Source organism: Polynucleobacter finlandensis (assembly GCF_018881755.1).
GTDB classification, from domain to species: Bacteria; Pseudomonadota; Gammaproteobacteria; order Burkholderiales; family Burkholderiaceae; genus Polynucleobacter; species Polynucleobacter finlandensis.
The window spans coordinates 185,704-208,776 of record NZ_JACVPS010000002.1; the positions used below are offsets into that span (position 1 = coordinate 185,704).

Genomic DNA, 23,073 nt, shown 5'->3' on the forward strand with positions numbered 1-23,073 from the left:
GGACTCGTTCCTGGGTTTTTTTTAGGTTACAATTCAAGGCTTTACTGAATTACCGGTTAGTCAGCGGTAATTGTTTTACCGGTGAAATTACAGAATCTGCGAGCTTGCAAATATAAGCAGGGCCAAGGTGGACGTAGTTTGATTGGAGTATTTTTTTGACTATAACAATTTGAGAAATCATGAAAACTTTTTCTGCAAAATCCCATGAGGTAGTGCATGAATGGTTCGTGATTGACGCTACGGACAAAGTCCTCGGTCGTGTCGCCAGTGAAGTGGCACACCGTCTACGCGGCAAGCACAAACCCGAATTCACGCCACACGTTGATACAGGCGACTTTATTGTTGTCATCAACTCTTCTAAGCTGCGTGTTACAGGCACAAAAGGCTTGAACAAAATTTATTACCGTCACAGCGGATACCCAGGTGGTATTAGCTCGACCAACTTCGACAAGATGCAAGACCGTTTCCCAGGTCGCGCTTTGGAGAAGGCTGTGAAGGGTATGTTGCCAAAAGGCCCACTAGGTTACGCCATGATCAAGAAATTGAAAGTCTACGGCGACGCCAGTCATCCGCATGCGGCTCAACAGCCAAAAGCGTTAGAGATTTAAGGAACCCAAATGGCTATTAATTACGGAAATTGGAATTACGGTACGGGTCGTCGCAAGAGTTCTGTTGCGCGCGTATTCATTAAATCTGGCAAAGGTGAAATTATCGTTAACGGTAAGCCTATCGATGCTTATTTTGCTCGTGAAACATCACGCATGATCGCTCGTCAGCCTTTGGCTCTCACGGCCCACTTAACGACCTTTGATATCAAAGTAAACGTTTCTGGTGGCGGTGAAACTGGCCAAGCTGGTGCAGTTCGTCACGGCGTTACACGTGCATTGATCGACTACGACAACGCTTTGAAGCCAGCCCTGTCTAAAGCAGGCTTGGTTACTCGCGATGCTCGTGAAGTTGAGCGTAAAAAGGTTGGTCTGCACGGCGCGCGTCGTCGTAAGCAGTTCAGCAAGCGCTAATTTCTTTCAGTCGCTCAAGTTTTTCGAAAGGGTCGCGCAAGCGGCCCTTTTTGTTTCTACAATCGAGGTATTCAGAAATACAATTCATAAGTCAGTATTTTGGAGAATGACATGATTAAGGTTGGCATCGTTGGCGGCACTGGTTATACCGGAGTGGAGTTGTTGCGTTTATTGGCGCAACACCCAGAGGTAAAAATTCAGGCAATTACTTCTCGCACAGAAGCTGGCATGCCAGTAGCTGAGATGTTCCCATCTTTGCGTGGCCGTATCGATCTGAAGTTCTCCACTCCAGATGACGCCAAGTTAAATGAATGTGATGCGGTGTTCTTTGCCACGCCGCATGGTGTTGCCATGGCTCAAGCTAAGGAATTGTTGGCTGCAGGTGTGAAGATTTTGGATTTGGCTGCTGACTTCCGTTTGAAAGATGTTAAAGAATTTACTCAGTGGTATGGCATGGAGCATAGCTGCCCAGATATTTTGGCTGAAGCAGTTTATGGTTTGCCAGAAATAAATCGTGAGGCAATTAAAAAAGCGCGCGTTGTTGGTTTGGCTGGTTGCTACCCGACTTCCGTGCAATTAGGTCTTGCGCCCTTACTGTCGCCTAAGTCGACTGGCGGCAAGCAACTCATCGATGGCACCCATATTATTTCTGATTCAAAGTCGGGCACTTCTGGTGCTGGACGTAAGGCAGAGATCGGCACTTTACATTCTGAATCTAGCGATAACTTTAAGGCTTATGGCGTTAAAGGGCATCGTCATTTGCCGGAAATCGTACAAGGTTTAAAAGCGATTGCAGGCCATGATCAGATTGGTTTGACCTTTGTTCCGCATCTCACGCCGATGGTGAGAGGTATTCATTCGACTTTGTATGTGCGCTTAACAGAGGCTGGTATGGCTGTGGATTACCAAAAACTGTATGAGAACTTCTATAAAAACGAGCCTTTTGTTGATGTCATGCCAGCAGGTAGTCACCCAGAAACGCGCTCTGTTAGGGGTAGCAATGGCATCAGAATTGCCATCCATCGGCCAGGCAATGGCGATACTGTGGTTATTTTGGTGGTTGAGGACAATTTAGTGAAGGGTGCTTCAGGTCAGGGTGTGCAGTGCATGAACTTGATGTTTGGCTTACCTGAAACAACTGGCCTGACCCAGATTGCCGTTTCTCCATAAAGCCCCTTCAGCAAACTAGGTATTAAAAGCCTAAAATAAGATATTGCCTTTTGATTTAGGAGTAAACCATGACCCAAGTAGCCACACAGCCCGCACAAGATCTTGCTGAGCCACCAGTTCCATTGGTGTTTACGGATAGTGCTGCCGCAAAGGTTGCAGACCTGATTGCTGAAGAAGGCAATCCAGAGCTCAAGTTACGCGTATTTGTTCAAGGTGGTGGTTGTTCAGGCTTTCAATACGGCTTCACATTTGATGACGCCGTGAATGAAGATGACACTTTGTTTGAAAAGAATGGTGTTACTTTGTTGGTAGATTCAATGAGCTTCCAATATTTAGTTGGCGCTGAGATTGATTACAAAGAAGATATTAATGGCTCACAGTTTGTGATTAAGAATCCTAATGCTCAGACCACTTGTGGTTGTGGCTCTTCTTTTTCAGCTTAAAGAGCAAATTAGGCGGTGCAATTAAGCCGGGTAACAAGCACCTAGAATTCTAGGACCTTTCGCACCCGTAACGGCTGGCAGATTTGCCGGCCGTTTTTCTTTGTGAGCCCAAGCAAGCCATGCAAAGGCTAGCCCCTCAACGAGTTGTGGATCAATACCGGCGCTCTCACTAGTAGCTATTTCCAAAGGCTGCTTGAATATATTTTGCGCCTTCACCTTTAGTAAATTCATCAAGGCATTATTTCTAGCGCCACCACCACAGACAATCAGCTTCTGGGTTTGCGGGGCGTGAGATATCAGAGCATCTAAACAAGAGTGGGCGGTGAGATGTAACAAAGTGGCTTGCACATCTTCTGCATTGATATTTTCAGCAGAAATTTTTTCACGCAACCAATCCAGATGAAAGTCATCGCGACCGGTACTCTTTGGAGGTACTTTTGCAAAGAATGGATCAGACAACATTTTGGCAAGCAACGCTGCATTGAGTTTGCCTTGCAATGCCCAAGCACCACTTTCATCAAAGGCATGCCCTTGCTGATCAGCAATCCAGGCATCCATCAACATATTGCCAGGACCACAATCAAAACCAGTTACCTCACCCTTGCTTGGCAATAAGGTGAGATTAGCAATACCGCCAATATTTAAAATCGCTACATTTTCATGAGAGGAAAATTGTTGCGCATGAAAGGCTGGAACTAGAGGTGCACCATGACCACCAGCAGCGAGATCACGGCTTCTAAAGTCCGCGATGACGTCGATGCCTGTCTTTTCAGCCAAGAGGGCAGGATTGAGTGTTTGGTGGGTATAGGCTAAGTCGTCACCTAGGTAGGGTTGATGACGGATGGTTTGACCATGGGCACCGATAGCAGCGATATCGGCAGGCAGTAATTTCGCTTTTTCGAGTAATTGCTTCACTGCATCTGCATAAGCTAGGGCAAGTGCACACGCAGCCTGCTTCTCGCGATGTAGCTCATCTGGCCCTGGACTTTGGAGCTCAAATAGGGCTTTGCGTAAGTCAGGTGAAAAAGGCTTGCTGACAGATGCTAGGGCGCCGGCCTCACCATTTGGGCCAATTTTGGCTAGAACAGCATCAATCCCATCTAGGCTGGTGCCAGACATCAGGCCAATGTAGAGGGAATGCGGTTTGTTCATGCGCTTATGGGCTTTGCTCTCAGGAATGCGACAATTATGCTTTAGCAATTTAAATACTAAATAACTGTATCAGCATCCGAATCAGCATGACGGCTAAACCAGAACAAAAATATCCTTTAACCCCTGAAGTCTTCGCAGCGCTGGAAGTCACCAAGCGTGGCTGTGATGAGCTGTTGGTGGAGGCCGACTGGGTCCAGAAGTTGGCTCGTAGCCAAGCCACAAAGACGCCTTTGCGGATTAAGTTGGGTTTAGATCCTACGGCGCCAGATATTCATCTGGGCCATACCGTTGTTCTCAATAAATTGCGTCAGTTACAAGATTTAGGGCATACCGTTATTTTCTTGATCGGTGATTTCACCAGCATGATTGGCGATCCATCCGGTCGCAATGCCACTCGTCCTCCATTGACCGCAGAAGAGATTGCCGTCAATGCAGAAACTTACTATCGTCAAGCGAGCATGGTGCTGGATCCTGCAAAAACCGAAGTGCGTTACAACAGCGAGTGGTGTGATCCGCTAGGTGCGCGCGGCATGATTCAGTTGGCTGCAAAACATACGGTTGCTCGAATGTTAGAGCGCGATGATTTTACGAAGCGTTATCGCAGTGGTGTACCGATTTCGATTCATGAGTTTTTATATCCCTTGATGCAGGGCTATGACTCAGTTGCCCTGAAGAGTGATTTGGAGCTTGGCGGTACCGATCAAAAATTTAATCTCTTAGTTGGGCGTGAGCTTCAACGTGAATATGGCCAAGAGCCTCAATGTATTCTGACGATGCCACTTTTGGTTGGCTTGGATGGCGTTGAGAAGATGAGTAAGTCCAAAGGCAATTACATTGGCATCAGCGAGCCTGCTAGTGAGATGTTTGGCAAGCTCATGAGTATCTCTGATGACTTAATGTGGGATTACTTCACATTGCTGTCATTCCGCCCAATGGCAGAGATTGATCTCATGAAGCAAGAAGTCGCTGCCGGCCGTAATCCGCGTGACTGCAAAGTATTGCTCGCCCAAGAAATCATTGCTCGTTTCCATTCTCAAGCTGCTGCGGAGAAAGCCTTAGAAGACTTTAATCACCGTGCCAAAGGCGGTATTCCTGACGATATTCCTGAAGTGAATTTATCTGGTGCTCCAATGGGCATTGCAAACTTCCTTAAGGCTGCCGGTCTTACACCATCAACATCAGAAGCCAATCGCAACATTGAACAAAATGGTGTGAAGATTGATGGCGTCACGATTGCGGACAAACAAGTCAAGGTTGAAGCTGGCACTTACGTAGTGCAAGTGGGTAAGCGCCGCTTTGCTAAGGTAAATCTGACTTAGTCACACTTTTAGTACAGGAAGCCATGGGCTCCTAAGACTGAAACAAAGATGGTGGCAAGACTGAGGATAAAGATAATCCAATGAACGATTGCGGTTTTGCGAAGATTCATGATGGATCCATGGTCTTTAACAATGCGCCCATGATTTTTAAACAAAAACGGCTCAATGATAAAAAGTGCAAAGGCAAACATCAGCCAGAGTAAAACCATGGCGTGCATCCAGAAATACTGAATTTGCGTAAATCGATCCCAGGTATTTAATGCGTAGACCATATAAAGGCCGCTGAGACCAGCCAATACAACAGCAAATCTAGCAATGAAAGCAAAGCGGTTTTCAATCACATGAAATATCGATAGTTGCTGCTTTTCATGAGCAAAACGCCGAATTGTGGGTATGAGGACGGCAGTGACAAAGGCTACGCCCCCAATCCAGATGACTATGCTCAGGATGTGAATTGCACGTGCAATGGTTAAATTATTCATAGGTATTTCATTACCCTCTGGCCCTAAGTACCCGTGCAATAAGCACTTTTCAGAATTGGCTCTATTAACAGGGCTAATAGATGTATTCTATATAGATCCTATGTAAGAAATAGGATTATTTAGTTCAAAAAGGTATTAATGAAACGCGTTGATGATTTTCGCTTGAAGTTTGGCAAAAAAGAGCTGGTACCCATCATGGTGGGCGGCATGGGCGTTGATATATCGACTGCGGAATTGGCTTTAGAGGCGGCAAGATTAGGAGGCGTAGGACATATTTCTGATGCCATGGTTCCTGATGTATCCGATAAACGCTTTGACACCACATACGTCAAAGATAAAACCAAGTTTTATAAATACAATATTTTAAATTCTGATAAATCCGTTGTTCAGTTTGACCTTGGATTACTAGCAGAAGCAACAAAAAACCACGTTGGCGCAACCATGGAAGCAAAGCGTGGCGAAGGATTGATCTTCGTTAACTGCATGGAAAAGTTGACGATGAATGGCCCTCGTGAAACTTTGCGTGTGCGCATGACTTCAGCACTCGATGCTGGTGTCGACGGCATTACATTGAGTGCAGGTTTGCATTTAGGTTCTTTTGCCCTAATAGAAGATCACCCAAGATTTCGGGATGCTAAGTTAGGGATCATCGTATCGTCGGTGCGCGCTTTGCAAATTTTCTTACGCAAAAACGCCAGACTCAACCGCTTCCCGGATTACATTGTGATCGAAGGCCCCTTAGCTGGAGGCCACCTCGGCTTTGGAGATGATTGGGCGCAATACGACTTAGCAACGATTGTTGCTGAAGTAGTTGCCTACCTCAAAGCCGAGCAATTGGATATTCCGATTATTGCTGCCGGCGGCATTTTTACTGGAAGTGATGCAGTTTCCTTCTTGGAGAATGGTTCTGCAGCAGTTCAAGTCGCCACACGTTTCACAGTGTCCGAGGAATGCGGCTTGCCATACAAAGTGAAGCAGGAATACTTCAAAGCAAGTGAGCAAGACATTGAAGTGAATAATGTTTCGCCAACCGGCTACCCAATGCGTATGTTGAAAAGTTCACCAGCAATTGGTTCGGGTATACGACCAGGCTGTGAATCCTATGGATATTTGTTGGATGGGGCTGGTAACTGTGCCTACATTACCGCCTTCAACCGGGAGCTTGCAATCCATCCTGATGGTAAAAATATTTCCGTTAAAGATAAAACTTGCTTATGTACCCATATGAGTAATTTCAATTGCTGGACTTGCGGTCACTATACATACCGACTTAAGGACACAAGTCATCGATTGGATGATGGTAATTATCAAATCTTAAGTGCGGAACACATCTTTAAAGATTATCAGTACAGCGTTGACCATAAGCTAGCATTGCCAGAGGCACTGATCACCTAGACGTATTAACTCAGTAGATCTGGGTTGTTTGATCCGCTGGGTGGCGTTAAGCCAAAGTGTTCATAAGCCTGACGTGTTGCCACTCGCCCGCGCGAGGTGCGCTGCAGGTAGCCTTGCTGAATCAGATAAGGCTCTAAGACATCTTCAATGGTGTCACGTTCTTCACCAATCGCAGCCGCCAAGTTATCAATGCCGACTGGGCCGCCATCAAACTTATGCAAGATTGCTTCGAGTAGTTTTCGATCCATCACATCAAAACCGCTTGGATCAACATCGAGCATTTTTAATGCCGCGTCAGCCATAGCCTTGGTAATGGTGCCATTGCCTTTGACTTCTGCATAGTCACGCACGCGACGCAATAATCGATTGGCGATACGCGGAGTGCCACGTGCGCGTTTAGCTATTTCGACCGAACCTTCGGGATCAATATCCGCCTTCAGAAGATTGGCGGAGCGATTAATGATCTTGGTAAGCTCTTCAGTAGTGTAGAACTCGAGTCTTGCCACAATGCCAAAGCGATCACGCAATGGATTGGTGAGCATGCCAGCACGGGTGGTGGCACCAATCAAGGTAAATGGTTTGAGATCAATCTTGACGCTACGCGCAGCAGGACCTTCGCCAATCATGATGTCCAGGCTGTAATCCTCAAGCGCTGGGTAGAGAATCTCTTCAACCACTGGAGACAGGCGATGAATCTCATCAATGAACAGAACGTCGTTAGTCTCTAGATTAGTTAGTAGGGCGGCAAGATCGCCCGGCCTATCCAATACAGGGCCACTCGTTTGGCGTAGATTGACACCGAGTTCACGAGCGATGATGTGAGCCAAGGTGGTTTTGCCAAGCCCTGGAGGCCCGAATAACAATACGTGATCTAGTGCTTCTTGACGCGCTCTGGTGGCGCTAATAAAAATTTCTAATTGGGCGCGAGCTTTAGTTTGGCCAACATACTCATCAAGCTGCTTGGGGCGCAAGGCTCTTTCAAAAACGGCCTCAGCATTGCCTGCTGCGCCACTGACAATACGATCATTACCTTCCGGTAAATCTTCAGGAATCGAACTAAGGTCTTCTGTATGTATCGCCATACTGCAAGTGTAGTGGTGTTTGGTTTAGTGGGGTATGTCTGATTAAGACTTGGAAAGATACTTTAAGCCCATCCGAATACCATCTGAAACCGTGCTATCGGGAGGAATCTGTTTGAGGGCTAAAAGCGCTTCTTTTTCTGAATAGCCCAGAGCCAAGAGTGCTTGCAAGATTTCGCTGCTGGCTTCTATGACTTGGGGCTTGCCAGTAATTCCTAAATCTGGCGCAAGCTTACCTTTGAGTTCTAGACAAAGGCGTTCAGCCGTTTTCTTGCCGATGCCAGGCACCTGAGTCAGGCGTCCTGCTTCTTGTAAGGCAATCGCTTGCGCTAGTTCGTTGACGCTCATGCCTGACAGGACTGCTAATGCAGTGCGTGAGCCCACTCCACTGATCTTAATGAGTTGTCTGAAGGCTTCGCGCTCAGTTTCTGTAGCAAAGCCAAAGAGTTGTTGCGCGTCCTCTCGCACCTGGAAATGGGTGAGCAGGGTAATTTTTTGATTAACTTCGGGCAGTTGATACAAGGTACTCATGGGCACATCAATCTCATAGCCAACGCCTTGGCAATCAACCAAGAGGCGCGGCGGGTGAATTGAAACGAGAGTGCCTTGAATGCGACCAATCATATGAAGATCTTAACCTGTTTAGATATTTTTATTTGCTACGTTTCTTAGGCGCAAGTGCAGCGGTAATCGCTGGCGATATTTGCGCATGATGTGCGGCGCAGATGGCAACCCCTAAAGCATCCGAGGCATCTGTTCCTGGGGCACGATTTAATCTCAACAAACGTTTGACCATTTCTTGAACCTGAGGCTTGGCTGCGCGACCCGTACCTACAATGGATTGTTTGACACGTAACGCGCTGTATTCGGCAACGGATAGCTTGTCGGACACCAGGGCGGCAATCACTGCGCCTCTAGCCTGACCCAGCATTAAGGTAGAGCGGGGATTAACGTTAAGGAAAACCTCTTCGATGGCAGCTGCTTCTGGGTGATAGGTTTCGAGTACCTCTTTAACGCCAGCATAGAGTGCACCAAGACGCTCTGGCAGACCCTTAGCGGGGTCGCCACTCTCAATCGTTCCAGAAGCAACGTACGTCAACTTTTGGCCGTCAACATCGATCACGCCAAAACCAGTTGTTCGTAAACCTGGGTCGATTCCTATCCAGCGCATGAGTAATCTGAGTCTCTTGATCTACTTTTTGTTTAATGGCGGAAGTGACGTGTGCCAGTAAAGATCATCGCAATGCCATGCTCATTGGCTGCCGCAATGATTTCATCATCACGCATGCTGCCACCGGGCTGGATTGCGCAACTGGCGCCACCGTTTACTACAACATCCAGGCCATCACGGAATGGGAAGAAGGCATCACTTGCCACTGCAGAACCTTTCAGGCTTAAGCCAGCGTTCTCTGCTTTGATGCTAGCCATGCGGGCTGAATCAACCCGACTCATTTGACCTGCACCGATTCCTAGGGTCATGCCGTTTGCGCAATACACAATCGCATTGGACTTCACAAACTTAGCAACACGCCAAGCAAACATCATGTCATTCATTTCGCTTGGGGTTGGCAATCTTTGGCTGACTACGCGCATTTCGCTTTGAAGCACATTCTTAGCATCGGGCGATTGAACTAATAGACCGCCACCAACGCGTTTGAAATCAAAAGCATTAAATGCTGTGCCTAATGGGATCTCTAGTAGACGAACATTTTGTTTGGCAGCAAAAATCGCTTTTGCCTCATCACTAAAACTGGGGGCAATGAGCACTTCTACAAATTGCTTGGAGATGGCTTCGGCTGCTGCGCCATCACAAGGCACATTGAAGGCAATGATGCCGCCAAAGGCTGAGCTTGGGTCGGTCTTAAATGCTTTTTGATAGGCCTCAAGAGCATTGGTAGCAACTGCTACACCACAAGGGTTGGCATGTTTGATAATTACGCAAGCTGCAGCACCGCCCGCATTGTCAGAAAAGCTTTTAACGCATTCCCAGGCAGAGTCTGCATCGGCAATATTGTTATACGAAAGCTCTTTACCTTGTAGCTGCTTGTAGTTAGCGAGCGCACCAGCAATTGGCTGAATATCTTTATAGAAGGCAGCTGATTGATGTGGGTTCTCACCATAACGCATCTCTTGCACTTTCTCAAAAGCCAGATGCAATGTTTCTGGATAGGCAGAGCGCGCTTTGTGATCCAGCTCTTCACCTAAAGAGGATAAGTAATTTGCAATGGCGCCGTCATATTGAGCGGTATGAGCAAACACTTTCTTGGCCAGACTAAGATTGGTTTTATAAGAAACGGTGTTCTTGTTTGCTTTCATCTCAGCCAAGACTGGTGCATAGTCTTCAGGCGAGATCAGCACGGTCACGTCTTGATGGTTCTTAGCAGCAGCGCGCAGCATTGCTGGACCACCAATATCAATATTCTCTACAGCATCTTCAAATGAGCAGTTCTCGCGAGCAACAGTTTCATTAAAAGGGTAGAGATTGATAACCAACATATCGATAGTGTCGATGCCATGTGCTTTCAGGGCAGCCATGTGCTCAGGAAAGTCTCTCCGGGCCAATAAGCCACCATGCACCATTGGGTGCAATGTTTTGACGCGGCCATCTAACATCTCTGGAAACTTTGTCAAAGAAGACACCTCAACAACGGGCAAATGATTTTCAGCTAAGAGTTTTGCAGTACCGCCGGTAGAAATGAGTTTGATGCCTTGCTCATGGAGTGCTTTAGCAAAGGGCACGATGCCATTTTTATCGGAGACGGAGAGTAGGGCTGTGCGGATCATATGGGCTTGATGGTTGGATGAATGAATGTATAAGGTAAATATTGGCTTTACTTGATCAGCTGATGCTCAAGGAGTTTTTTATGCAAAGTATTGCGATTAATGCCGAGGTATTGCGCAGCTAAGGATTGGTTCTGCTTAGCATGCTGCATGACTAATTCCAGCATTGGTTTTTCGACGACGCTTAATACCATTTGATAAATATCTGAAGGTGGCGTGCCTTTGAGGTCATCAAGGTAGCCCTGTAGTTGCGTTTCAATGCATTCAGTGATGGGGTGTTTATTGCTCATGTAGTTGTGTCTAGTACTGAAAATTAAGCGGCTTCTAAAAATAGCAAACGATCGGAATGAGATTTCATCTCATCAAAAAAATCATTCACCATTTGTAATTGGGTTTTGCAATCGTCTGCAGTGTTCATTCTTTGGCGGAACGCATGTGAGTCACGAAGTCCTTTGCAATACCAGCCAATATGTTTGCGGGCTGTACGCAGGCCAACATATTCTCCATAGAAGGCATAGTGATCAAGCAAGTGCTCATTCATGATCTCCTGGATTTCTGCGATCTCGGGAGTAGGCAACTTAGCACCAGTCTCCAGATAGTGATTGATCTCACGAAAAATCCAGGGACGACCTTGAGCAGCGCGGCCAATCATGATGGCATCAGCACCCGTTTCCTGTAAAACGAACGCTGCCTTTTCTGGGGTGGTGATATCGCCATTGGCAACCACTGGAATAGCCACGCTATTTTTGACGGCGGTAATGGTTTCGTATTCAGCTTCACCGTGATAGAGATCTGCTTTAGTGCGACCATGAACCGTCAACATCGAGATCCCCGATTGTTCAGCAAGCCTGGCAATGGCAATAGCGTTTTTATTAGCTCGATCCCAACCCGTCCGAATTTTTAAAGTCACTGGTACTGCGTCAGGCCCAACTCCTACGGCTTGCACTATTGCTTCTAGAATTTGTTGTACCAAGGACTCGTCACGCATGAGTGCGGAACCTGCTGCAACGTTGCAGACTTTCTTGGCTGGACAACCCATGTTGATATCAATGATTTGTGCGCCGTGATCTACGTTGAGTTTTGCTGCTGCGGCCATCATTGCTGGATCGGCTCCAGCAATTTGTACTGCGATTGGCTTGAACTCACCCTGATGATTGGCGCGACGCTGGGTCTTTTCACTATTCCAAAGCAACGCATTGGAGGCGATCATTTCAGATACAGCATAGCCGGCACCCAGTTTCTTGCACAACTGCCGAAATGGACGGTCTGTTACGCCAGCCATAGGGGCGACAAAGAGTCGATTTGCGAGGAGGTGAGGGCCAATCTTCATCTGAATCTAGGGTGGGCGCGAGGAAATCTCAAAGTGGCGTGGAAAGCATGACACTTTAGCACAAATAGGGCTTAATTTGCCTATTTTTTAGGCAGATTAAGAGTTCAAAGCAGAGATCAAATGCCTTGATTTAAGGGGCCTAGCGGCGCCCAAACATCATTTGTCGAGCTAGGGCCGTTTTAACTGGAGGAAGCCATTGAAGGGCCGTTAAAGCTAGTCCACGCCCAATCACGATAGGAAGTAGGTTTGAGGTGAATACTCTGGCCATAAAGTCAGTTAAGCCGATGGTAGTAGTGCGGTCAGCTTTACGGCTTTTTGCGTATCTTGTTAGTGCATGCTCGAGGTGATGAGGCGCTTGCTCTTCTTCAGGGTTTGAGAAGACCTCTGCCAATGTTTCTGCTAAAAGATAGGCATCTCGCAAACCGAGATTGAGTCCTTGGCCGGCAACGGGATGCAAGGTCTGTGCAGCATTGCCTATCCATACTTCATTGCCCTGGGTAATTTCTTTGCGGTAATTGAGTCCAAGCGCGTAAAGACGACGATCTTGAATTTTTAAGAATCGACCAATGCGAGAACCAAACTCTTTTTGTAGTGCCAATAGGAAATCAGCGTCACTTAAGTTCAAGCGTTGTTGTGACGATTCAGGGGATCCGCACCAAACTAGGTTCAGGATGTTGCTGCCGTAATGACTTGGTAGCACGGCAAGTGGGCCTTCTGATGTAAATCGCTCCCAAGCTTGATGGGATGTTGCGTTTTCTACTTCAACTAGACCAACTAGAGCGGATTGATCGTAATCACGACCAGATTCAACCCAATCCTGCTTTTTGAATAAGCCGCCTTCTGCATGAACGATACATTTAGCTTCGATTTCTAGGTGCTCAGCATCCTGATCGATATGCAGCCATGAAAAATGGGACTCAGATTGATTGACTTCACTCTGGATCGCTCTTAAGGCTTTGCGTAAAGCCAAATGAATATCGCGATAACGAATGATGTGACCCAGAGCATCTTGGCCTAATTCTTCGCGCGTCATTAAGGCTCGTCCAAAACGACCGGCTTGAGAAACATGTACACGATGAATATCAGCACACTCCATTGGCCAAGCTTTGATAGTGTCGAGTAGTAATTTACTGCCATGGGACAGCGCAATACCTCTGCTGTCGGCGGATGCTAGATCTGCATCATCAAGGGGATTGCGATCTACTAGTATGAGTTTGGCTTCAGGATATTTTTGCAAGCACCATGCGGCACAAGCTAGTCCAACAGGACCACCACCTTGAATCAATATGTCGTACTTGCTTGCGCTCGTCATGAATGCGTTATTGATTTTTCATCAAAGCTTCAATGTCATCGGCTTTAACGGGGGCGCCACGAGAAATTAATTCACATCCAGAGTCGTTGATCACTGCATCATCTTCAATTCGAATGCCGATATTCCAAAACTGCTCATCTACGTCTTCTGCTGGGGGAACATATAAACCAGGTTCAATCGTAATAACCATGCCAGGCCTCAGAATCCGCCAGGGTTTTTCAGCGTCAGCATTGATGTTGTTTTGCTCGCGATAGGAGCCAACATCATGGACATCCATGCCTAGCCAATGCGAGGTGCGATGCATATAAAAACGACGATAGGCAGCAGTCTCAATGGCATTGTCGAGTGAGCCAAGTTCAGTAAGTTTGAGTAATTTTTCATCCAACAAACCTTGTGTGAGCACCTTGAGTGCAGCTTCATGTGGCTGCATAAAAGTATTGCCAGGCTTTGTCACGGCAATGGCAGCTTCTTGAGCTGCTAAGGTGATGTCATATAGAGCGCGTTGTGGCCCACTAAATTTACCGTTTACTGGAAAGGTTCTGGTGATATCAGAGGCATAACCATCAAGCTCACAACCAGCATCAATGAGGCACAGTTCGCCGCTGCGCAATTCAGTAGATCCAGCGCGATAGTGCAGGATGCAGGAGTTAGCGCCGCCAGCAACAATGCTGTTGTAAGCAACGCTTTGTGAGCCGCTGTTACGGAATTCATGTAGCAGCTCAGCTTCTAGTTGGTATTCGCGCATACCAGGCTTGCAGATTTGCATTGCGCGAATATGGGCGCGAGCAGAAATGGCAGCAGCACGTCGCATGATCTCGATTTCATGCACATCTTTAAACAAACGCATTTCATGAATCATTGCTTCAACATCATGAAATTCTGATGGGGGATTAATGCCAGCCCGCGCTTGTTGACGAACTTGTTTCATCCAGTGGCGTAGGCGGCGATCGGTTTCAGCGCTTTCTGCTAGGCGAACATAAACTGCATCTTGATCAGCTAATAATTCACTGAGTTTAGTATCAAGCTCAACATTGCTATGAGCAGAATCTACACCCAACATTTTTGGGGCAGCTTCAGGGCCAAGGCGTATGCCATCCCAGATCTCGCGCTCTGGATCTTTGGGTCTGCAAAAGAGATGCGTTTCTTCAGTGTTTTGGTCGACCTTAATGACTAGCGTCGCGCCTGGTTCTTCAAATCCGCTGAGGTAGAAAAAATCACTGTCGTGACGATAAGGAAATTCACTATCGCGATTGCGAGATAACTCTGGAGCCGTGGCAATGACGGCAACCCCACCACCAGTATTGGCACGGATTTTTTTGGCTAAGGCAATTCTGCGTTTTTGGTAAATATCAGTTTTATTCATAAACTGCATTGAGCTCTTGCAAACGTTGAGGTGTACCTACATCGTGCCATGGTCCGAGATATTTTTCACCAGAGACTTTATTGTCCTTCATAGCTGTGCGAAGGAGGGGGGCAAGCTTTGCTGGAATCCCTATTACGAGATCTTGGAATAAGTCGCGGTGGTAGATGCCAATTCCGGAAAAGGTGAGTTTTTCAGCCCCCAGTGATTCAATCTCGCTCACTTTGGAATGGTCTAGATAGAAGTCCCCGTCAGAGTGATGGGCTGGGTTGGGCACCATGACTAAGTGGGCTAGTGGAGGATTTTGGGAGCCCCTCAAGGCGGCATGTGCCTGTATTAGCCCTCCAATGGGAAAGCCTGGGCAAAAAACATCTCCATTGATGACCAGAAAGTAATCATCAGGATTAAGCAGGGGAAGGGCTTTGCGGATTCCGCCAGCTGTTTCTAGCGCTATTGCCTCTGGAGAATATTGAATCTGCAGTCCAAACTGAGCCCCGTTTCCCAAGGCATCTTCAATTTTTTGTCCTAGCCAAGCGTGGTTAATGACAATATTTTGAATACCTGCATCAGATAGTGCTTCTAGATGCCATTGCAATAAAGACTTATCTTTGATCTTGAGAAGAGGCTTGGGCAAGTCATCCGTTAATGGTCGCATGCGCTCCCCTCTGCCGGCAGCAAGCAGTAAACAGGGAAGTTGCTTTGGCTTAGCCATGTTGACTTGTGCGCGTGGATTCTAAAATGCGGGCCAAAGGTTTTAATTCAATATAGCGGTTCGCAGTAGCTATTGCATATTGCAACACTAGCGGAATATCTTTTAGATAACCATCTTTGCCATCGCGATGAAATAATCTTGCAAATATGCCGAGCACTTTGAGATGGCGTTGTAAGCCCATCCACTCAAAATCTCGGTAGAACTGGCCAAAATCGTCTGGCATTGGTAACCCAACTTTACGGCCTTCTTCCCAAAACTTAATTACCCAATCAATCACTTTCTCTTCTGGCCATGCAATGTACGCATCGCGCCATAAAGAAGATGCATCGTAAGTAATAGGCCCGTAGACCGCATCTTGAAAATCCAAAACACCCGGATTATTTTTTTCGGTAACCATCAAATTACGTGAATGGTAATCGCGGTGTACATATACTTTTTCTTGTGAGAGATTGTTTTGAATGATCAGTTCAAAAGCCTGTTTGATCTGCGCATCTTGTAACTTGCTTAATTCAATTTGAAGATGTTTTTTTAAATACCATTCTGGAAATAAATCTAACTCACGCTGCAGGAGCGCTGCATCGTAATTTGGCAGAACATCAGGCTTGCTGGCCAATTGCATTTTGATTAATGCTTTGGTTGCATCCTGATAGAGGTGATCTGCAGTGCTGTCATTTAGTGCCGAGAGGTAAGTTTCGTTACCCAAATCATTGAGCAATAGAAAGCCCTCCCCCACATTTTTTTCAAGAATTTTGGGTACGTTTAAACCCGCCTCTGAGAGTAATAAATCAACCTGAATGAAGGCATCCAAGGGCTCGTGTTGAGGGGGAGCATCCATGACAATCAAAGTCCCAAAATCGGGGTTTTTTGTCTCAACCCTAAAATACCGCCGAAAGCTGGCATCAGCCGAAGCGGGGGCTAAGGTGTTGAGATCTAATTGCCAGCTAGGTTTGAGGCCTTCTAGCCAGTTGCGGAGGGTGTTTAAGCGAGCGTCAGTCATGGTCGATTCGTATAATAGTGCGAGTCAGGATCTATGAGTCATTATCGCCGTCGTGCCGGCCTTTGCGCCCCTCTTTTTTTAGCCATAACCCCCCGCTTAGTGTTGGGGTTAGTATTGCTGCAATTTGCACTTCCAGGGGCTGCTCAGGCACCTGCGCCTTTACCACCCACTACGCAGTCATTAAGCAATTCTGCGAATACGATTTTGATACCGGATCGTGGCGCTGTCACCGTTCTAAAACTGGATGACCAGTTGCGAGTTGGGCAGCCAATTTCTGACGGCAAGGCTCTCACCTTTACATCAAGTGATTCAATTTACGGCATAGTTGAACGCGATATGCACCTAAAAGGACGTGCACAAATTCGCCGTAATGGGGCAGTCATTAAAGCTGATGACATTAAATACAATCCTGATACTGACGTTGCTGATTTAGTTGGTAATGCGGAGCTGATCAAGGGTAATACTTCTTTTAGGGGGCCTAAGGCCCGCTTCAAAGTGGATGCACGTGAAGGTGAGATGGAGTCTCCCACTTATGAACTTCGTGATAACCGTGCAAATGGCACTGCAAAGAAACTAACGATTGAAACTTCGGATATTTTTGTTTTTGATCAGGCAACTTATACAACATGCACACCTGAAAACTTAGATTGGTATTTCACGGCTAGCAAGATTGAAATTGATAACGAGCAAAAAGAAATGGTGGGTACCAACGGTGTGATGCGTTTCTTCGATGTACCTATTGCGTATGTACCTTATTTCAGCGTTCCAACCTCCAATCAGCGTCGCTCTGGAATACTTGCACCAGTTACTGGCTACAACTCCAACAATGGTTGGGATACCACCCTCCCTTACTACGTCAACGTAGCGCCTAACCGTGATTTACTGTTACTGCCTCGGTATATGAATCAGCGTGGTACTCAGTTAGGTGCTCAATACCGTTTCTTGGACCGTCAATATGCCGGAACATTAATTGGAGAATACTTGCCTTACGATAAAAAGACGGGCACCGATCGCTGGAAGTACGACTGGCAGCAAAGACAAAATTTCAGTGGTGACTTAGCACCTGGTGGGTTGCCAGGCCCCGGGGCATTCAATGGCTACGCCAATATCGCCCGCGTCTCTGACAATATGTACCCCACAGACTTTTCTCAAAGTATTGCCGGAGCTATTACCAACCAATTCCGTCAAGAGGTGGGGGCGAATAAACAGTTGACCGATAGCTTAAGCAATTGGAATGTATCTGCGCGAGCTATCACGTTTCAGACTTTGCAGCCAGATCCAACGACAACGGTTCAGTCGCCCTATAACATTCTTCCGAATGTAACGGCTGTTTATAATAATCAAATTACGCCAATCGTTTCCGATGCGACTGGTAGATATTTAGAATTGCCGACAGGTCCTAAAACAACCTTCTCAACCGATTACACGCGCTTTGCCTACAACGTCAATGGCAATCCTCTGGCTGCTCCTGCTGGTAATTTATATAGCCAGGCTGATCGAACGGTAGTTAAAGGAGCATTGGCTTTGCCCCAGGTTACCCCTGGTTATTACCTGACTCCTAAAGTGAGCTTTCAGGCGAATAACTATGCTGCGACATCCTTAACACCTGGCGCACCGAATGCCCAAGGTTTTGTGATTCCCACTTTTAGTTTAGATTCAGGTTTAGCATTTGAGAGAGATGCAGCAGAGTTAAAGGGCTTCTTTGGTCGCGATATGCTCTTGACGATGGAGCCTCGCGCTTTCTACGTATACACACCATTTCAGAGTCAGGCACAAACACCTCTATTTGATACCGCCGACGGTGGTTTTGGCGTGACTCAAATTTTTAGTGAAAATAATTTTGTTGGTAATGACCGTGTTGCAGATAACAATAAGCTGACTGGTGGTATTACTAGTCGTATGCTGGAGGCCAGCTCTGGTGCTGAGCGCGCCTCGGTGACGCTTGCTCAAAGACAGGACTTCACCGGCCAGCGTGTTGGGTTGAATGGGACGATTGCCAACCCAACTACTTATTCTGATACCCTGGGTTCTGGCTCTATTCGATTGCTTGGAAACTTTAGTGTAGATGCCTTTGGGCAGTACAACACCCAATTAAATCGTTTTTTACAAACTACAGTAGGTGGTAGTTGGCGCCCAACCCCAGGCCGAAGTTTAAATTTTGGCTATCGTAATGTGTGGAGTCCACCAACTCAAGCATTTGGACCAACCCCAGCAACTCTAGCGGCAACGACTACCGATCAATATAACGTTTCTGGTCAATGGCCCATTACCCGCGAACTTTCAGTTTTGGGGCGTTGGGGCTATGATGCTTTGACAACTAAAACACTCAATACCTTGGCAGCATTAGAGTGGACGCGCGACTGCTGGACTTTGCGTGCAGCATATTCTCAAATGCTCAATACCTCCCAAATCACCACTACCCAAATCCTCTTCCAAATAGAATTTAGGGGCTTTGGTAGCGCTGGCAGTAATCCAGTTGATATCATGAAGCTGAATGTTCCTGGATATATGCCTACTTCTAAGCCTATACCGCCCTCAACATACGAGAACTATCAATGACACCTTGTCTGAGTAGCTTTAAACGGATTTTAATTCAAGCCGTGCTTGCAAGCGCTATGTTGCTTGCTGGCGTTGCGGTTGCTCAAGATTCTGCACGATCGAGTCCCGATAGCAAGATCCGCAACATTGATGGCGTGGCGGCTGTTGTTAATACGGGTTATGTGACCCGTAAAGAGATTGATGATCGTATTTTGGCCTTGCAGAAGCAGGGTACAAAACTTCCAGATCCTGTTGTGCTTCGTCAGACAATTATGGAGCGCCTCATCATTGAAAAAATTCAACTCCAAGATGCAGAACAGGAAGGTATTGTCGTTAGCAATAAAGAGTTAGATAAGATTATTGGCGACATAGCATCTAAAAATAAATTATCAGTTGCAGAGTTTAAGCAGAAGGTTATTGCCTCAGGAAGTACATTTGAGCGTTATAAAGAAATGTTACGCGATGACATCATCATTAGTCGTTTCCGCGAGCGCGAAGTTGAAGGCAAGATCAAAATTTCTGATGCTGAGATTGATAACTATATTGCTGATCGTACGCGTGCCATGACTGGAGGAGGGGCTCCTCGCTCCGCTCCCGCAGCTCCAGGATCGCCAGAGGAAATTGATGTCGCCCAAATTTTTATCCCGGCTGACTCAAATGCTGGAGCTGGCGCTCAGGCAGATGCAAAGAAAAAAGCAGAAGCATTATTGCGTGATGCCCGCGGCGATGTAGATTTCTTACAGCTTGGTGCCATGGCTGCGAAAGATGACCCAAAAATTAAGTTTCAAGAATTAGGCTACCGCACGCCAGATCGATTGCCACAGTTATTTTATGAAGCCATTAGGAATACGGGCGGCGGTCAAGTGGCTAATAGTGTGGTGAAAAGCCCCGCTGGCTATCATGTGCTCAAAGTATTGGATCGCCGCGCTTTGGCTGCTGGTGCTCCGCAACAGGCCGCCCCTCAAGAGGCCGCCTCAAATGCGCCACAAAATATTGCCATTACCCAGACAATGTCCCGCCATATCTTGCTTCGTAATCGCCCAGGTTTGAATGATCAGGATGCAGAGCGACGCTTAGCCGGATACCGTGATCAGGTGCGCGCAAAGACGGCTGACTTTGGCGAATTAGCCAAGAAATATTCAGAAGACGGTTCTGCAGCCAATGGTGGTAATTTAGGTTGGATGAGTCCAGGAGATTTGGTTCCTGAGTTTGAGCAGGCAATGAATCGCTTGCAAATCGGCGAAGTGAGCAATCCAGTGAAGTCTGAGTTTGGCTGGCATTTGATCCAAGTGCTTGAACGTCGAGATGCTCAGCTAACGGTTGATAAGCAAAAGGAATTTGCGCGTGCCGCTATTCGTGAGCGAAAGTTTGAGCAAGCCTATCAGGATTGGATTCGTCAGTTGCGAGATACCGCAACGGTGAAGATTATCAATATAGATGATGCCGCAAGTAGCCCCCGTTAATCTAGTCATTAGTTCTGGTGAACCCGCTGGCATTGGACCAGAGATTAGCCTTGCGGCAGCTTGCACTTTCTTAAAAGAACAGCCTAATGCGCACATCACTGTGCTCGGCAACGCTACTTTATTGCAGACCCCTAAAAATATTGATTCTGAAATATCAAAACGCTTAGAGATACAGTCTGTTGAAATTGCGGAGTCGGTTACTGCTGGAACCTTGAATCCAGCTAATGCGCAATATGTTCTTAATCTATTGAATGCTGCGGTGGCAGGTTGTTTGACTGGACGCTTTGATGCCATGATTACTGCACCATTGCAAAAGAGCATCATTAATGTTGCTGGCACCCCCTTCAGTGGCCATACAGAATACTTAGCTGAGGTTTGTAAGCTTGATCACGTAGTCATGATGTTGTGCGCGCTTTTGCCTGCTGGATTCATGGGTCTTAAAGCACCCAGGGAATTACGAGTCGCCTTAGTCACCACTCACCTTCCTTTGAAAGATGTGCCATCAGCACTGACTCAAAAGAACATTCTAGAAACCATTCAGATCGTTCACCGTGATCTTCAGCATAAGTTTGGCATCTCTAACCCAGTGATTAGGGTGGCAGGACTCAACCCCCATGCTGGTGAATCGGGTTATTTAGGGCGCGAAGAGATTGAAATAATTTCACCTGCAATTCAATTGGCTCAAGGGGATGGCATTCAAGTTACTGGACCCTATCCTGGCGACACCATGTTTGAAGCAAATAGCTTGGAGCATGTAGATGCTTATATTGCGATGTATCACGATCAGGGCTTAGCCCCATTTAAATTTGTGACATTTGGTGGTGGCGTTAATGTGACCTTAGGATTGCCGATCATTCGTACTTCAGTTGATCACGGCACAGCGCTGGATATTGCTGGAAAAGGGATTGCAGATCCCAGCAGCATGCTTGAAGCATTGCGCTTGGCCTATCAATTAGCAGTAAATAACAAAGTAAGCAACTCTTGATACATCACGCACGTAAACGCTTTGGGCAAAACTTTTTGCAAGATGCTGGAATCATCTATTCCATCGTTGCGCTAATTAATCCCAGCACTGATGCGCATGTGATTGAGATTGGTCCCGGACTTGGCGCCCTGACAAAGCCTTTGTTAAGGAATTTGGATCATCTGGATCTCCTAGAGATTGATCGAGATTTAGTGGCTTACTGGAACCAGCAAAACCTGACGGGATTGTCTGTTATTGAAGGTGATGCATTAAAGTTTGATTTCATGTCCTGGGCTAAGAGTCGCCCAAAAAATAGTGGCTTGTGTAAGGTGGTAGGCAATTTGCCTTACAACATTTCTTCTCCACTCTTGTTTCATTTGGTGTCTGCAGCAGCAGTGATTGATGAGCAGGTATTTATGTTGCAAGCGGAAGTGGTTGAGCGCATGGTTGCTCCTGCAGGTAGCTCTGACTTCAGCCGTCTATCAGTCATGCTGCAGGCTCGATATCATATGGAGCAGGTGCTTGAAGTTCCACCTGAAGCATTTGATCCACAGCCCAAGGTCAATTCTGCAGTAGTGAGGATGATTCCTAGGGTAGATTTCAACCTAAATGATGCCCAGTGGGCTTCATTGGAAAGGGTAGTAGCAGCAGCTTTTTCTCAAAGAAGAAAAATGCTCCGCACGAATCTACAACCTTTTGCTGAAAAATTACCTTTAACAGAGATTGAGCTGAAGTCTCGCGCTCAAGATATTTCTGTTGATCGGTATATCGAGTGGGCTAAAGCATTAGCTAAATAAAACGTTGCCTCAGTATTGCCTCAAGTCTTATAAGCATCTGGATCGATAACGCGCATTTCTGCTTCAATCCACTTTTCAACTTCTTGATGAAGTTGACCGCCTGTTTTACCGGCTGAGGCAATTGCAGGTCCAATCGAAAAAATCACCGTTCCAGGCTGCTTTAGAAAGCTATTCTTAGGCCAGCAACGCCCTGCGTTATGGGCAATGGGAATGACCATTGCATCAGTAGCGCTTGCAAGTCTAGCCCCGCCTTTACTGTAAGGCTTATAGGATCCAGTTGGCATTCTGGTGCCCTCTGGAAACAACATGATCCATTTGCCTTCAGCAAGACGCTTACGACCTTGGCTCGCTACTGAGAGTGCGGCAGTTTCTTTGCTGGCACGATTGATATGAATCATTTTCAGTAATGCCAATGCCCAGCCAAAAAATGGAATCCAAAGAAGTTCACGCTTAAAGACAAAACAGAGTTGCTTTGGAAGGAGTGCGATGTAGGCGATTGTTTCGTAGGCTGATTGATGCTTACTGAGTACTACGACCGGTTGATCCAGTACTGCGTACATATTCTCCATCCCACGGATCTCATAATGAATTCCACACAGCGGCTGCAATAACCAGATGACCACTTTGTTCCAGAGGCCAATAAAGCGGTAGCGATTTTCAGGATTCAGGAATGGAAAAGCTAGCAGACAAAGAATTGACCAGATCGGCGTGAAGACCAGTAAAAATAAGGTGAAGAGAGCTGAGCGTAAAAAGATCATTT

At 46.6% G+C, this 23,073-nt stretch carries 23 protein-coding genes; 10 read left to right on the plus strand and 13 right to left on the minus strand.

Features of this window, described 5'->3' with window-relative positions; all coding sequences use genetic code 11:
• Window positions 1-179 precede the first annotated feature (179 nt).
• The 4 genes from rplM to erpA all read left to right on the plus strand — a co-directional run bounded on the left by rplM (window position 180) and on the right by erpA (window position 2,632).
• Window positions 180-608, plus strand: coding sequence for a 50S ribosomal protein L13 (gene rplM, locus ICN49_RS01580; protein ID WP_216164925.1), 429 nt, complete (start codon window positions 180-182; stop codon window positions 606-608).
• Between the two features lie 9 nt (window positions 609-617).
• Entirely contained in the window at window positions 618-1,019 is a 402-nt protein-coding gene (gene rpsI / locus ICN49_RS01585; RefSeq protein ID WP_072582726.1) for a 30S ribosomal protein S9, read from the plus strand.
• Between the two features lie 111 nt (window positions 1,020-1,130).
• Entirely contained in the window at window positions 1,131-2,189 is a 1,059-nt protein-coding gene (argC, locus tag ICN49_RS01590; RefSeq protein WP_216164928.1) for an N-acetyl-gamma-glutamyl-phosphate reductase, read from the plus strand.
• A 68-nt stretch (window positions 2,190-2,257) separates the two neighbouring features.
• Window positions 2,258-2,632 carry an iron-sulfur cluster insertion protein ErpA gene (gene erpA, locus ICN49_RS01595; RefSeq protein ID WP_216164931.1) on the plus strand — a complete coding sequence of 125 codons (375 nt, stop codon included), beginning with the start codon at window positions 2,258-2,260 and terminating at the stop codon, window positions 2,630-2,632.
• Between the two features lie 21 nt (window positions 2,633-2,653).
• Here erpA and ICN49_RS01600 read toward each other — a convergent pair whose 3' ends face one another.
• A complete protein-coding gene (locus ICN49_RS01600; protein WP_216164933.1) occupies window positions 2,654-3,784 on the minus strand; it encodes an anhydro-N-acetylmuramic acid kinase in 1,131 nt (376 codons plus the stop codon).
• A gap of 86 nt (window positions 3,785-3,870) precedes the next feature.
• On the opposite strand from ICN49_RS01600, the gene tyrS reads away from it, so the two are divergent.
• Window positions 3,871-5,103 carry a tyrosine--tRNA ligase gene (gene tyrS / locus ICN49_RS01605; protein WP_216164936.1) on the plus strand — a complete coding sequence of 411 codons (1,233 nt, stop codon included), beginning with the start codon at window positions 3,871-3,873 and terminating at the stop codon, window positions 5,101-5,103.
• A gap of 8 nt (window positions 5,104-5,111) precedes the next feature.
• Here tyrS and ICN49_RS01610 read toward each other — a convergent pair whose 3' ends face one another.
• Window positions 5,112-5,585: a hypothetical protein gene (locus ICN49_RS01610; RefSeq protein ID WP_216164939.1), complete on the minus strand. Its 474-nt coding sequence runs from the start codon at window positions 5,583-5,585 to the stop codon at window positions 5,112-5,114.
• Between the two features lie 138 nt (window positions 5,586-5,723).
• On the opposite strand from ICN49_RS01610, the gene ICN49_RS01615 reads away from it, so the two are divergent.
• Window positions 5,724-6,980: a nitronate monooxygenase gene (locus ICN49_RS01615; protein WP_216164941.1), complete on the plus strand. Its 1,257-nt coding sequence runs from the start codon at window positions 5,724-5,726 to the stop codon at window positions 6,978-6,980.
• Between the two features lie 5 nt (window positions 6,981-6,985).
• Here the strand turns inward: ICN49_RS01615 and ruvB are convergent, their stop codons facing one another.
• The 10 genes from ruvB to ICN49_RS01665 all read right to left on the minus strand — a co-directional run bounded on the left by ruvB (window position 6,986) and on the right by ICN49_RS01665 (window position 16,551).
• Window positions 6,986-8,062 (minus strand): Holliday junction branch migration DNA helicase RuvB, encoded by a 1,077-nt coding sequence (gene ruvB / locus ICN49_RS01620; RefSeq protein WP_216164945.1) that lies wholly within the window; start codon window positions 8,060-8,062, stop codon window positions 6,986-6,988.
• A 42-nt stretch (window positions 8,063-8,104) separates the two neighbouring features.
• A complete protein-coding gene (ruvA, locus tag ICN49_RS01625) occupies window positions 8,105-8,683 on the minus strand; it encodes a Holliday junction branch migration protein RuvA (protein WP_216164948.1) in 579 nt (192 codons plus the stop codon).
• 28 nt (window positions 8,684-8,711) lie between these two features.
• Window positions 8,712-9,230 (minus strand): crossover junction endodeoxyribonuclease RuvC, encoded by a 519-nt coding sequence (ruvC, locus tag ICN49_RS01630; RefSeq protein WP_216164951.1) that lies wholly within the window; start codon window positions 9,228-9,230, stop codon window positions 8,712-8,714.
• Window positions 9,231-9,262: 32 nt separating this feature from the next.
• Window positions 9,263-10,843, minus strand: a complete 1,581-nt coding sequence (purH, locus tag ICN49_RS01635; RefSeq protein ID WP_216164954.1) for a bifunctional phosphoribosylaminoimidazolecarboxamide formyltransferase/IMP cyclohydrolase — start codon at window positions 10,841-10,843, stop codon at window positions 9,263-9,265.
• A gap of 47 nt (window positions 10,844-10,890) precedes the next feature.
• Window positions 10,891-11,130 (minus strand): helix-turn-helix domain-containing protein, encoded by a 240-nt coding sequence (locus ICN49_RS01640; protein ID WP_216164956.1) that lies wholly within the window; start codon window positions 11,128-11,130, stop codon window positions 10,891-10,893.
• 23 nt (window positions 11,131-11,153) lie between these two features.
• Window positions 11,154-12,170 carry a tRNA dihydrouridine synthase DusB gene (gene dusB, locus ICN49_RS01645; protein ID WP_216164959.1) on the minus strand — a complete coding sequence of 339 codons (1,017 nt, stop codon included), beginning with the start codon at window positions 12,168-12,170 and terminating at the stop codon, window positions 11,154-11,156.
• 139 nt (window positions 12,171-12,309) lie between these two features.
• Complete coding sequence (locus ICN49_RS01650; RefSeq protein WP_216164962.1) at window positions 12,310-13,482, minus strand: FAD-dependent monooxygenase; 1,173 nt, start codon at window positions 13,480-13,482, stop codon at window positions 12,310-12,312.
• 7 nt (window positions 13,483-13,489) lie between these two features.
• On the minus strand, window positions 13,490-14,845 hold the full coding sequence (pepP, locus tag ICN49_RS01655; protein WP_216164964.1) for a Xaa-Pro aminopeptidase: 1,356 nt from the start codon (window positions 14,843-14,845) through the stop codon (window positions 13,490-13,492).
• Window positions 14,838-15,554: an N-acetylmuramate alpha-1-phosphate uridylyltransferase MurU gene (gene murU / locus ICN49_RS01660; protein WP_216164967.1), complete on the minus strand. Its 717-nt coding sequence runs from the start codon at window positions 15,552-15,554 to the stop codon at window positions 14,838-14,840. The genes pepP and murU overlap by 8 nt, the downstream gene beginning before the upstream one ends.
• Window positions 15,547-16,551 carry an aminoglycoside phosphotransferase family protein gene (locus ICN49_RS01665; RefSeq protein ID WP_216164969.1) on the minus strand — a complete coding sequence of 335 codons (1,005 nt, stop codon included), beginning with the start codon at window positions 16,549-16,551 and terminating at the stop codon, window positions 15,547-15,549. Before ICN49_RS01665 ends, murU begins: the two co-directional genes overlap by 8 nt.
• A 33-nt stretch (window positions 16,552-16,584) precedes the next feature.
• Here ICN49_RS01665 and ICN49_RS01670 point away from each other — a divergent pair, with 33 nt between their 5' ends.
• From ICN49_RS01670 to rsmA, 4 genes are read left to right on the plus strand one after another with little or no spacing between them, the layout of a single operon-like run.
• Complete coding sequence (locus tag ICN49_RS01670; protein ID WP_216164972.1) at window positions 16,585-19,110, plus strand: LPS-assembly protein LptD; 2,526 nt, start codon at window positions 16,585-16,587, stop codon at window positions 19,108-19,110.
• On the plus strand, window positions 19,107-20,552 hold the full coding sequence (locus ICN49_RS01675) for a peptidylprolyl isomerase (protein WP_216164975.1): 1,446 nt from the start codon (window positions 19,107-19,109) through the stop codon (window positions 20,550-20,552). Before ICN49_RS01670 ends, ICN49_RS01675 begins: the two co-directional genes overlap by 4 nt.
• The gene (gene pdxA, locus ICN49_RS01680; protein WP_216164978.1) at window positions 20,527-21,537 is read left to right on the plus strand and encodes a 4-hydroxythreonine-4-phosphate dehydrogenase PdxA; all 1,011 of its coding nucleotides are present in this window, start codon (window positions 20,527-20,529) and stop codon (window positions 21,535-21,537) included. Before ICN49_RS01675 ends, pdxA begins: the two co-directional genes overlap by 26 nt.
• Window positions 21,537-22,313: a 16S rRNA (adenine(1518)-N(6)/adenine(1519)-N(6))-dimethyltransferase RsmA gene (gene rsmA / locus ICN49_RS01685; RefSeq protein ID WP_216165285.1), complete on the plus strand. Its 777-nt coding sequence runs from the start codon at window positions 21,537-21,539 to the stop codon at window positions 22,311-22,313. The genes pdxA and rsmA overlap by 1 nt, the downstream gene beginning before the upstream one ends.
• 20 nt (window positions 22,314-22,333) lie before the next feature.
• Here rsmA and ICN49_RS01690 read toward each other — a convergent pair whose 3' ends face one another.
• Complete coding sequence (locus tag ICN49_RS01690; RefSeq protein ID WP_216164981.1) at window positions 22,334-23,071, minus strand: lysophospholipid acyltransferase family protein; 738 nt, start codon at window positions 23,069-23,071, stop codon at window positions 22,334-22,336.
• Between the last annotated feature and the right edge of the window lie 2 nt (window positions 23,072-23,073).

Bases quoted from the DNA above. Each gene is read 5' to 3' on its own strand.
- rplM (WP_216164925.1), top strand. From the start codon at position 180: ATGAAAACTTTTTCTGCAAAATCCCATGAGGTAGTGCATGAATGGTTC.
- rpsI (WP_072582726.1), top strand. From the start codon at position 618: ATGGCTATTAATTACGGAAATTGGAATTACGGTACGGGTCGTCGCAAG.
- argC (WP_216164928.1), top strand. From the start codon at position 1,131: ATGATTAAGGTTGGCATCGTTGGCGGCACTGGTTATACCGGAGTGGAG.
- erpA (WP_216164931.1), top strand. From the start codon at position 2,258: ATGACCCAAGTAGCCACACAGCCCGCACAAGATCTTGCTGAGCCACCA.
- ICN49_RS01600 (WP_216164933.1), bottom strand. From the start codon at position 3,784: ATGAACAAACCGCATTCCCTCTACATTGGCCTGATGTCTGGCACCAGC.
- tyrS (WP_216164936.1), top strand. From the start codon at position 3,871: ATGACGGCTAAACCAGAACAAAAATATCCTTTAACCCCTGAAGTCTTC.
- ICN49_RS01610 (WP_216164939.1), bottom strand. From the start codon at position 5,585: ATGAATAATTTAACCATTGCACGTGCAATTCACATCCTGAGCATAGTC.
- ICN49_RS01615 (WP_216164941.1), top strand. From the start codon at position 5,724: ATGAAACGCGTTGATGATTTTCGCTTGAAGTTTGGCAAAAAAGAGCTG.
- ruvB (WP_216164945.1), bottom strand. From the start codon at position 8,062: ATGGCGATACATACAGAAGACCTTAGTTCGATTCCTGAAGATTTACCG.
- ruvA (WP_216164948.1), bottom strand. From the start codon at position 8,683: ATGATTGGTCGCATTCAAGGCACTCTCGTTTCAATTCACCCGCCGCGC.
- ruvC (WP_216164951.1), bottom strand. From the start codon at position 9,230: ATGCGCTGGATAGGAATCGACCCAGGTTTACGAACAACTGGTTTTGGC.
- purH (WP_216164954.1), bottom strand. From the start codon at position 10,843: ATGATCCGCACAGCCCTACTCTCCGTCTCCGATAAAAATGGCATCGTG.
- ICN49_RS01640 (WP_216164956.1), bottom strand. From the start codon at position 11,130: ATGAGCAATAAACACCCCATCACTGAATGCATTGAAACGCAACTACAG.
- dusB (WP_216164959.1), bottom strand. From the start codon at position 12,170: ATGAAGATTGGCCCTCACCTCCTCGCAAATCGACTCTTTGTCGCCCCT.
- ICN49_RS01650 (WP_216164962.1), bottom strand. From the start codon at position 13,482: ATGACGAGCGCAAGCAAGTACGACATATTGATTCAAGGTGGTGGTCCT.
- pepP (WP_216164964.1), bottom strand. From the start codon at position 14,845: ATGAATAAAACTGATATTTACCAAAAACGCAGAATTGCCTTAGCCAAA.
- murU (WP_216164967.1), bottom strand. From the start codon at position 15,554: ATGGCTAAGCCAAAGCAACTTCCCTGTTTACTGCTTGCTGCCGGCAGA.
- ICN49_RS01665 (WP_216164969.1), bottom strand. From the start codon at position 16,551: ATGACTGACGCTCGCTTAAACACCCTCCGCAACTGGCTAGAAGGCCTC.
- ICN49_RS01670 (WP_216164972.1), top strand. From the start codon at position 16,585: ATGAGTCATTATCGCCGTCGTGCCGGCCTTTGCGCCCCTCTTTTTTTA.
- ICN49_RS01675 (WP_216164975.1), top strand. From the start codon at position 19,107: ATGACACCTTGTCTGAGTAGCTTTAAACGGATTTTAATTCAAGCCGTG.
- pdxA (WP_216164978.1), top strand. From the start codon at position 20,527: ATGATGCCGCAAGTAGCCCCCGTTAATCTAGTCATTAGTTCTGGTGAA.
- ICN49_RS01690 (WP_216164981.1), bottom strand. From the start codon at position 23,071: ATGATCTTTTTACGCTCAGCTCTCTTCACCTTATTTTTACTGGTCTTC.